Genomic DNA, 8458 nt, shown 5'->3' with positions numbered 1-8458 from the left:
GTCTCACAAGGCTTCAAGACTGATCTGCTTGGGGCAATCCCAAGTCTGCGCGCGTTTGCCGTGTCGCTGACGCAAAATGCCGATAAAGCCGACGACCTCGTCCAGGAAACACTCGTCAAGGCTTGGGCCAAGCATGAGAGCTTCCAGCCCGGCACCAATCTCAAGGCCTGGCTTTTCACCATCCTGCGCAACGAGTTCTATTCGCAAATGCGCAAGCGCGGGCGCGAAGTGCAGGACAGCGACGGTATCATGACGGCCAGGCTTGCCGTTCATCCGGCCCAGCACGGTCAACTCGACCTGAAGGACTTTCGCGGGGCGCTGGAGCAGTTGCCGGAGGACCAACGCGAAGCCATCATCCTCATCGGCGCATCTGGTTTCTCCTACGAGGAGGCCGCGGAGATCTGCGGCTGCGCGGTGGGGACGATCAAGAGCCGCGTCAGCCGAGCCCGTACCCGCTTGCAGGAGATCCTGAAAATATCAGGTGAGGACGAGTATGGTCCGGACGCGATTTCGGCCCAGGTAACGAGTTCGCCGGCGAGCTGACCGCGATCGCGTCTCAAGCGCGTCCGCAGGCCGCCGCGACCGCTTGCACCAGGTCTTCGCCTGAGTAGGGTTTGCCAACCAGCCTGACGCCCGGAAACGATGCCTTGATTTCATCGGCATCCGAATAGCCGGACGCAAACACGAAAGGTATGCCTGCCGCGCGCAGCCCGGAAGCGAAATCGATCGTCGAGGCGCCGCCCAGCATCAAGTCGACAATGGCTGCATCGAATCGCGTGGCGACTTCCCGGCCATCGACCTCGGTCAGGTCACGGGCGATCACCACCTCATCGGCGCCATGATCGCGGCAAAGTTGCTCGACATCCATGGCGATGAGAAATTCGTCCTCCAAAACGAGAATCCGCAATCCGTCAAGCAATGTGGGCACAGGCAAAGACTCCTTGAAACGCCGGAGTCATGATCGCTAATTGGCTTGATGTCATTTAAAAAAGACATGTGGCCAGCGGGCGGAACCTCAATCCTTGCAACGCGTTGAAACGCGGCTCTCCAAGAGCGGCTTTCGAAGGGGGTCGAGCGGGCTTTCGAAGGGGGCGAAATGTCAGTCCAGAACAATAACGCTTTCTCCAGCCGCCAATATCCTTGCGAGAACTGCCCATTGCGGCCGTTGCCGGTTTTCCGCGACTTCGAAGAACAGGAGCTGGCCTTCATCAGCAAATTCAAGAAGGGTGAACTCGCGGTCGATAAGGGCGACACGGTGCTGGTGGAGGGAAGCCATAGCGCCCATCTCTACACCGTGCTCTCCGGCTGGGCGTTTCGCTACAAGCTGCTGCGGGACGGCCGTCGCCAGATCCTCAATTATCTCATGCCCGGGGATCTGATCGGCCTGCAAGGCAGTGTGATGGGCGAGATGCAGCATTCCGTCGAGGCACTCTCACCGATGCTGCTGTGTGTTTTCGAGCGCGAATATCTGCACGAGCTGTACCGCAATCATCCCGGGCTGGCCTACGACATCACCTGGATCGCATCGCGCGAGGAGCGGATGCTGGACGAGAATCTGCTCAGCCTCGGGCGCCGCAGTGCGATCGAGCGCGCCGCCTATCTCATCGCCTTCATCGGCAGCCGGGCCAAGGTCGTCGGACTGAATGGCAGCCAATCCGTCCAGATACCGATCACGCAGCAGCACATTGCCGATACGCTCGGCCTGTCGCTGGTTCACACCAACAAGACGATCCGCAAGCTGATGGATCGCAAGCTGATCGTCTGGCGCGACGGCGGCTGCGCGGTCTCCGACAATGAAGGGCTCAAGCGGCTCGCCGGCTGGGAAGGGCTGGGCGAGGCGCGCCGGCCACTAATCTGAGGAAGCGTCTTTTTGCGAAGCCGGCGGATCGGGTGCGCGCCGATGCGTTTTCGGCTACTTTGTCCGCAGTGGCGGAACCATGAGGTGCGCAGCGCGTTTGAAACCGAGCAATCACAAGGAGTTAAGCCATGGCCACTGCCGCAGGAAAGACCGCAACCGACGCCCGTGCAAATGCGGACCTGGAAGCCGACATCAGGCAGTTGAAGGCCGACATCGACAAGCTCACCAAACAACTGGCCAAGACCGGCGAGCATGGCTATGGCACCGCGCGCCGTGCAGCGACAGAAGGGGTCGAGCAGTTGCGCGCGCAGGGCGAAGCAGCCTTTGACAGCTTGCGCAGCAATGCCAAGGACATCGAAGCGCAGATGATGGCAAGCGTGCGTGAAAAGCCGGTGACGTCACTGGCAATCGCCGCTGGCGTCGGCTTCCTTTTCGCGCTCATCGCGCGTCGCTAGTCGCGCTACAGATGGGAATGTTGGCAACCCTGATCTCGGGCCTCGCCTCGGGGGAAACCGTGGCCGCCGTTCACCGGGCGCGCACGGCGGCAATCGTCTATGTGATCGCCATGGCCGCTGCGCTTTGCGGTCTCGGCTTTCTGGTCGGGGCCGCCTATATCTGGACGGCGATGCGCTACGGCTCGCTTGCCGCCGCGCTCGGGTTTGGCGCCGGTTTCCTAGTGCTCGCCGGACTTATCCTGCTGATCTACCGGATATCCGCAGGTTCGCGCGCCCGGCGCCGGGCGCAGCGCCGCAATGCCGACATGAAGGCGATCGGCGTCACCGCCGCACTCGCCGTGCTGCCGAGCCTGCTCAAGGGAAAAGGCGGTCTCGGCGCCATTCTGGGGCCGGCCGTGGCGCTCGCGGCCTACGCCATCTACCGCGAGAATGTGAAATCCGACGATCCGGATGAGAGCGAGCGGACATAGAGCTGTTGGGAGATCACTTCGACAGCTCTTCCAGGGGCATCGATATTTCGGCAAACACGCCTTCCGGCCGGAATTCATGGGTCACTTCGCTGGAAATGACCTTGGCCAGGCTGCGGCGAATGAGGATAGAGCCGAAGCCTTGCCGATCCGGCGGAGCGACTTGCGGCCCGCCGCTTTCGCGCCAGGTCAGCACAAGACGCCGGGCATCCTTCCTGCCTTGCGTCCTCCAGCCGAGGTCGACCCTGCCTGACGGCACCGACAGCGAGCCATATTTCAGCGCGTTGCTGGCGAGTTCATGCAGGATCAGGCCAAGCCCGACGGCCTGGTCGGGCGACAGCAGCAGGTCGTCGCCGGAGATCGTCATGCGCGGCTGCTCGGCCGTTTCGAAAGGTCTGACCTCGATCTGGACGAGTTCACTGATGCCGATGCCACGCCACTCGCGGTCCGACAACAGATTGTGGGCGATGCCCAAGGCCTGAAGCCTGGCGCCGAAGGCCTCGAGGAACTGGCTTGGCTGGCGGGCATGGCGCACGGTCTGGGTTGCCAGCGCCTGGACGGTCGCCAGAGTGTTCTTGACGCGATGGTTGAGTTCACGCAGCAGCAGCCGTTGCCGTTCGTCGCCGAGCTTGCGCTCGGAGATGTCGTAATTGACGCCGAAGATCAATGTCGGCTTGCCGTCGCCGTCACGCTCGATCACACGGCCGCGCGTGGCGAGCCAGCGCGGCGGGTGAAAGCCCTTCACCCGGTATTCGCCGAAATAGTCGTCGCTGCCGGTCAAGGCGTCGCGAAAGCGGGTTTCGGTCTGGTAGACGTCGCGCGGATCGATGGCGGTGAGGATGTCGCGTGCGCGCAGCCGGTTGGAGCGCGGCAGGTTGAACAGCTCCGACATCAATGTGTCGCATTCGATGACATCGGTGCGGATATCCCATGCCCAGCTGGCGAGCGAGGCCGCATCGAGTGCGATGGCGCGTCGTTTTTCCTCGCGCGCAAGTGCGGCCTCGGCGATCGCGCCGCTGCGGGTTGCGTCCTTTAGGGTGAACAGGCTGGCGGCCAGGCCGGCGAGCGCCTTCAACTGGTCGAGCTCGGTTCGGGATGGAAAACCATGCGGCTCGCGGTCGAGCACGCACAGCGTGCCGATGCGGGCACCTGCCACGATCATCGGCGCGCCGGCATAGAAGCGGACATGGTGCTTTCCGGTGACCAGCGGGTTGGTCTTGAAACGGGGGTCCGCCGTTGCATCCACGACCACCATCGGCTCGTCGCCGGCGGCAATCGCATGGGCGCAGAAGGAGACGTTGGTCGCGGTTTCGGTCTCGTCCAGGCCGAAGCAGGATTTGAACCAATGCCGTTCAAGGTCGACGAGTGTGACCAGGGCCATCGGCACCTGCATCACCGCTGCGGCAAGGCTGCTGACGCGGTCGAAATCGGGGTCGGCCGCCGTATCCAGCATCTCCAATCCGTGCAGCACGGCCAGCCGGTCGATATCCATGACTGCTAGCGCAACTTCGGCCGGCAGATCGGGTGCTGTTTGCGTCTTGCCAATCACCCCAATTGCCTCGTCCCGGTCTTCGTCGCCGCATGCTTGCGCTGGTGCAAGGCCAGCACGCTTTTCCGGAACCATCCTAGCGAGGAACCGTTACCCGACCATGATTTGCCGGGCGCGCCAGTTGGTGCAGAATGAGACAGGGATCGAGCATGGCCAAGATCATTCCAGAAAACAAGGCGCGGCAGGGGCGATGGGGCTGGCATGGATTTCGGATCCTGATCGCCGCACTGCTTCTGGTGTTTGCTGCATGGGGCATTGCCGAGATCTATGGTGTGTTGATCAAGGCGCCTAACAGCGATGAACAGCATGTCCCCACACCGCCCAACACCACCGAGCAGGCTCCTGCCGGGTAAAGCGGGCCTGTCCGTTGCGCCGCACCTCATCAGGCGGCTCTCGACTGGGCCGCGCTCGCCGGAACCAATACATTCAGTGCGCCAGGCTGAATCTCGATTACCGTTTCACGGTCAAGCCTGACCAGTTCGCCGTCCATGACGGCGCGAAATTTGCGGCTGCCCGAATGGATTTTCAGCACCGTTCTGTTTGTCTGGTGGATTTCGACATGTTCGTTGTCGCGCCATTTGCCGCGCGCCATGTTGAAGAAGAACTTGACCAGTTCGGCGCGCTGCTTCGCCACCGTGACATAGACACCGAGCACGCCGCCCGCAGGATTGTCGGCATAAGGCAGATGGCCTTCACCGAATAAGTTGTTGGTGATGCCGATGCCGGTGATGCGTGCCGCCATTTCGGCATCGCCGATGCTGAGCGTCACATTCATCGCAGGTGGATTGTTGATCGTTGCCCAAGCCGCCTTGGCCGAGGCGCGGATCTTTCCCAACCGCGAACCGAACTCCATCTTCTGGCGCAGTTGCACCATCTTCGCGTGCATGCCGATCGAGAACTGGTGCACGAAAGGTTGGCCATTGGCCGTCGCCACATCGACAGCAATGATTTCGCCGTCGGCGAAGGATTTCAGCGCCCCGTCGAGCGACTGCGGAATGCCCAACCCGCGTGCGAACAGGTTCATGGTGCCGGCTGGCAATATGGCAAGCGCCTTCTTCGTGCCCATCAGTCGGGCGGCCGCGGCGGAAATGGTCCCGTCGCCGCCACCCGCCAGCACGATGTCGACCGAGCGACGCGAAGCGGCGTTGTCCAGCGTCTCCACCACATCCTTGCCGGCGACAATTTCGATGCTGAGCGAGTGGCCTGCCGTTTCCAGCGTCTGATGCATCCTGTCGGAGAAAGCGGCGAGGTCGGTGGTGCGCAAAGTGCCGCCGTCCCGGTTCAGCACCGCTGCAAATCTCATGCCCCGCTCCACCAGGTCAGCCAAATGGCGGCCGGGATATACCCAGCCAACGGCTGAAACGCGGCGTCGACAGAAAGGTTCCTCTTGCCACGGGGTGACTACCCCAGCGGCTCAATAATTTCCGTGGTTTCGTTCCCGGACCGCAGCGCTTTGTCGGAACAACTGACCCGGTCACGACGTTGTGAACCTGCAGATGCCGCGTTCCCCAAGGAGACGCGGCGCATGAGATCAGGCACGAGGAGAGACTACCATGATCCGCAATCTTTTAGCCACGACGGCGCTCGCAACCTTTGTCGCGACCGGCGCCTATGCGCAGAACGCAACAAATACGGCGCCTGCCACGCCCGCCGTCCAGGAGCCCGCCGCCGCTCCTGTGGCACGCGCAGAGGGCAGCATCGTCACCAACATCATCGGTGAGTCCGTCTACAACGGCACCGGCGACGATGCCGAAAACATCGGCAAGGTCAGCGACGTCGTGTTCGACAAGGATGGGCAGGCGAAATCCGTTGTCATCGACGTCGGCGGTTTTCTGGGTGTCGGCGCCAAAAGCGTTGCTTTCGATTACGGCAAGCTGCAGTGGGCCGAAAAGAATGGCGACCGCTGGTTGGTGGCCCAGACGACCAAGGACGAACTGACGGCGCAGGCAGAATTCGATAAAAAGCCTTACAGCCCGACCCCAGCACCTGCGGCATCGACCGACGCAACAGCGCCGGCAGCACCCGCGACGACGGACACAGCGCAAAAGCCTGTCGACATGAACGCCGCTTCGGCAGAACCAGTCAAGCGCGCCGACGGCAATCTCGCCACCAACATCATCGGGGAAAACGTCTATAACGGCACCGGCGATGACGCCCAGAACATCGGCGACGTCAACGACATTGTGCTGACCAAGGATGGCAAGGCGCAGTACTTGGTCATCGGCGTCGGCGGTTTCCTAGGCCTTGGCGCCAAGAACGTCACCTATGACTTCTCGAAGGCGCAGTGGGCCGAGAAGAATGGCGACCGCTGGCTGGTCGCCCAGACCACCAAGGAAGAATTGCAGGCGCAGCCGGATTTCAACCGCAAGGCCTATGACCCTGCGCCGGCAACGACGGCTTCGAATGCGCCGGCAGCAGTCGCGCCCGCCGCAGCCCCTGCCGTCGCTCCGTCCGACAAGACGGCACAGGCTCCGGCGCCCACGACCCCCGATGCCTCGGCTCCGGACCAGACAAAGACCGCAGCCATCGACAAGTCGACGCTGACCGAGATGCCGGTTGGTGAGATTCGCGCCGATGACCTCAAGGGCACGACTGTCTATGGCGCCAACGACGCCAAGGTCGGCGAGATCGGCGATGTCGTGCTTGCGCCCGACAAGAAGGCCGATGCGGTGATCGTCGATGTCGGTGGCTTCCTCGGCATTGGCGAGAAGGAAGTCGCGGTCGGCATGGATAATCTCAAATTCATGACCGACAAGGCGGGCAACAAATACCTGTACACGACCTTCACCAAGGAACAGCTCGAGGCACAAACCGCCTATGACAAGGGCAGCTATGCCGAGAAGCGCGATCAGCAGCGCATGATCGTCAGGTAGTTTCCACCCAGTCGGATACAGGCCCGCGCCGGCAACGATGCGGGCCTGTGTTCATGTGTGGCGTGGAGGCAGGCCAGCGGCATGGCCGACGAGGCCGTTCTCGGTCAATTCGGCCAGTGCCAGCGATTGATCGAGATGTTCGGCCCGCCAGGCGAGCAGTCGTTCGGCGAATTCCAGCCGCACGGCGAGATGGCTGGGGTCGGCCGCGAGGTTGTCCAATTCGTCCGGATCGTTTTCCAGATCGAACAGCAGCGGCGGCAGGTTGCCGCCGAAATGCACATATTTGAAATGTTCCGTGCGGATTACGGCGAGATTGCATTGGCGTGAGGCGATGCCGAAATGGCGTTCGGCCTCGCCCGCGGCAACCGAGCGGAAATCGAACTCCCAATGCGCGGCATCGCGCCACGCCGCCGGGGCCTCTCCGCTCAGGAACGGCTTCAGCGACCTGCCGTCGAGATGCGGCGCGGGCTCTTCGCCGAGCAGGTCGAGAAACGTCGGCAAAATGTCGACCGCTTCGGTGAAGCTGTCGACCTTGCCGCCGGCCGCCTTGCCGTGGCGCGGATCGCGGATGATCAGCGGAATGTGGTAGCTGCCGTCGAAATAGCCTCCCTTGCCCAGCATGAAATGGTCGCCCATCATCTCGGCATGGTCCGAGGTCAGCACGACGATGGTGTCGTCCCACGCGCCGGCCGCCTTGACCGCTTGCCAGATGCGGCCGAGCTGGGCGTCGACCTCGGAAATCATGCCGTAATAGATCGCGCGGAGGACGCGAAAATCGTCTTCGCTCCAGTCGTGCACCTTGCCGCTGGCGTCGGGGCGGAATTTCATCTGTTTCTGCCGGCCGAGATCATAGGCTAGATAGGGATGGTTTTCCGCCTCCTCCTGCCAACTTGCCGCGCGCCGAAAGGCCGGGCCGTCAGCCGGATCGTACATTGTGTTGTAGGGCTCCGGCACTATGAAGGGCGGGTGCGGGCTGATGAAGGAAAGATGCGCGAACCACGGCGCGGCGTGCTCCTGTTCGCCAAGCCAACGCGCGAATTCGCCGGTCAGGAAGGCCGCCGGGGTTTGCTGCCCGGAGTAGACGGGCGGCGCGTTGTCGACGGTGGTTCCGACCGCGCCGTCGGCCACCGGGCGATGGATGTCGGGAGATCCGGCGCTGGCGTCGACACCTTGTAGTTCCAGCCAGGATAGCCATTGCTTCTGATGCTCGGGCAGCAACTGGCGCACCGTAAAGCCCGGCAGCACGCCTTCATAGC

The 8458-nt window shown here is 62.5% G+C and carries 10 protein-coding genes; 6 read left to right on the top strand and 4 right to left on the bottom strand.

Annotated elements, in window-relative coordinates:
• A partial coding sequence (locus tag EN969_RS07585; protein ID WP_127419054.1) for an RNA polymerase sigma factor occupies nt 1–543 on the top strand: 543 nt, incomplete at its 5' end.
• 13 nt (nt 544–556) lie between these two features.
• Here the strand turns inward: EN969_RS07585 and EN969_RS07580 are convergent.
• Nucleotides 557–928, bottom strand: a complete 372-nt coding sequence (locus tag EN969_RS07580) for a response regulator (protein ID WP_027163154.1) — start codon at nt 926–928, stop codon at nt 557–559.
• A gap of 168 nt (nt 929–1096) precedes the next feature.
• Between EN969_RS07580 and EN969_RS07575 the strand changes: the two genes are divergently transcribed.
• From EN969_RS07575 to EN969_RS07565, 3 genes are all read left to right on the top strand, one after another.
• The gene (locus tag EN969_RS07575; RefSeq protein ID WP_027163153.1) at nt 1097–1858 is read left to right on the top strand and encodes a Crp/Fnr family transcriptional regulator; all 762 of its coding nucleotides are present in this window, start codon (nt 1097–1099) and stop codon (nt 1856–1858) included.
• Between the two features lie 128 nt (nt 1859–1986).
• A complete protein-coding gene (locus EN969_RS07570; RefSeq protein ID WP_013529287.1) occupies nt 1987–2313 on the top strand; it encodes a DUF883 family protein in 327 nt (108 codons plus the stop codon).
• Nucleotides 2314–2324: 11 nt separating this feature from the next.
• Nucleotides 2325–2783 (top strand): hypothetical protein, encoded by a 459-nt coding sequence (locus tag EN969_RS07565; protein WP_013529288.1) that lies wholly within the window; start codon nt 2325–2327, stop codon nt 2781–2783.
• A gap of 13 nt (nt 2784–2796) precedes the next feature.
• Here EN969_RS07565 and EN969_RS07560 read toward each other — a convergent pair whose 3' ends face one another.
• Nucleotides 2797–4272 carry an HWE histidine kinase domain-containing protein gene (locus EN969_RS07560; RefSeq protein WP_063170350.1) on the bottom strand — a complete coding sequence of 492 codons (1476 nt, stop codon included), beginning with the start codon at nt 4270–4272 and terminating at the stop codon, nt 2797–2799.
• A gap of 206 nt (nt 4273–4478) precedes the next feature.
• Between EN969_RS07560 and EN969_RS07555 the strand changes: the two genes are divergently transcribed.
• Nucleotides 4479–4682: a hypothetical protein gene (locus EN969_RS07555; protein WP_013529290.1), complete on the top strand. Its 204-nt coding sequence runs from the start codon at nt 4479–4481 to the stop codon at nt 4680–4682.
• A gap of 29 nt (nt 4683–4711) precedes the next feature.
• On the opposite strand, the gene EN969_RS07550 is transcribed toward EN969_RS07555, so the two are convergent.
• A complete protein-coding gene (locus tag EN969_RS07550; RefSeq protein WP_013529291.1) occupies nt 4712–5632 on the bottom strand; it encodes a diacylglycerol kinase family protein in 921 nt (306 codons plus the stop codon).
• Between the two features lie 250 nt (nt 5633–5882).
• On the opposite strand from EN969_RS07550, the gene EN969_RS07545 reads away from it, so the two are divergent.
• Nucleotides 5883–7202, top strand: coding sequence for a PRC-barrel domain-containing protein (locus tag EN969_RS07545; protein WP_063169140.1), 1320 nt, complete (start codon nt 5883–5885; stop codon nt 7200–7202).
• 51 nt (nt 7203–7253) lie between these two features.
• On the opposite strand, the gene EN969_RS07540 is transcribed toward EN969_RS07545, so the two are convergent.
• On the bottom strand, nt 7254–8458 hold a 1205-nt coding region (locus tag EN969_RS07540), incomplete at its 5' end, for a sulfatase-like hydrolase/transferase (RefSeq protein ID WP_127419053.1).

The sequence above is a fragment of the Mesorhizobium sp. M7A.F.Ca.CA.003.01.2.1 genome (genome assembly GCF_003998945.1).
Classification (GTDB): Bacteria; Pseudomonadota; Alphaproteobacteria; order Rhizobiales; family Rhizobiaceae; genus Mesorhizobium; species Mesorhizobium ciceri.
Note: the sequence above shows the minus strand (reverse complement) of the source record. Positions and strands in the feature narration are given on the sequence as shown.

Bases quoted from the DNA above. Each gene is read 5' to 3' on its own strand.
- EN969_RS07575 (WP_027163153.1), top strand. From the start codon at position 1,097: ATGTCAGTCCAGAACAATAACGCTTTCTCCAGCCGCCAATATCCTTGC.
- EN969_RS07570 (WP_013529287.1), top strand. From the start codon at position 1,987: ATGGCCACTGCCGCAGGAAAGACCGCAACCGACGCCCGTGCAAATGCG.
- EN969_RS07565 (WP_013529288.1), top strand. From the start codon at position 2,325: ATGGGAATGTTGGCAACCCTGATCTCGGGCCTCGCCTCGGGGGAAACC.
- EN969_RS07560 (WP_063170350.1), bottom strand. From the start codon at position 4,272: ATGGATATCGACCGGCTGGCCGTGCTGCACGGATTGGAGATGCTGGAT.
- EN969_RS07555 (WP_013529290.1), top strand. From the start codon at position 4,479: ATGGCCAAGATCATTCCAGAAAACAAGGCGCGGCAGGGGCGATGGGGC.
- EN969_RS07550 (WP_013529291.1), bottom strand. From the start codon at position 5,632: ATGAGATTTGCAGCGGTGCTGAACCGGGACGGCGGCACTTTGCGCACC.
- EN969_RS07545 (WP_063169140.1), top strand. From the start codon at position 5,883: ATGATCCGCAATCTTTTAGCCACGACGGCGCTCGCAACCTTTGTCGCG.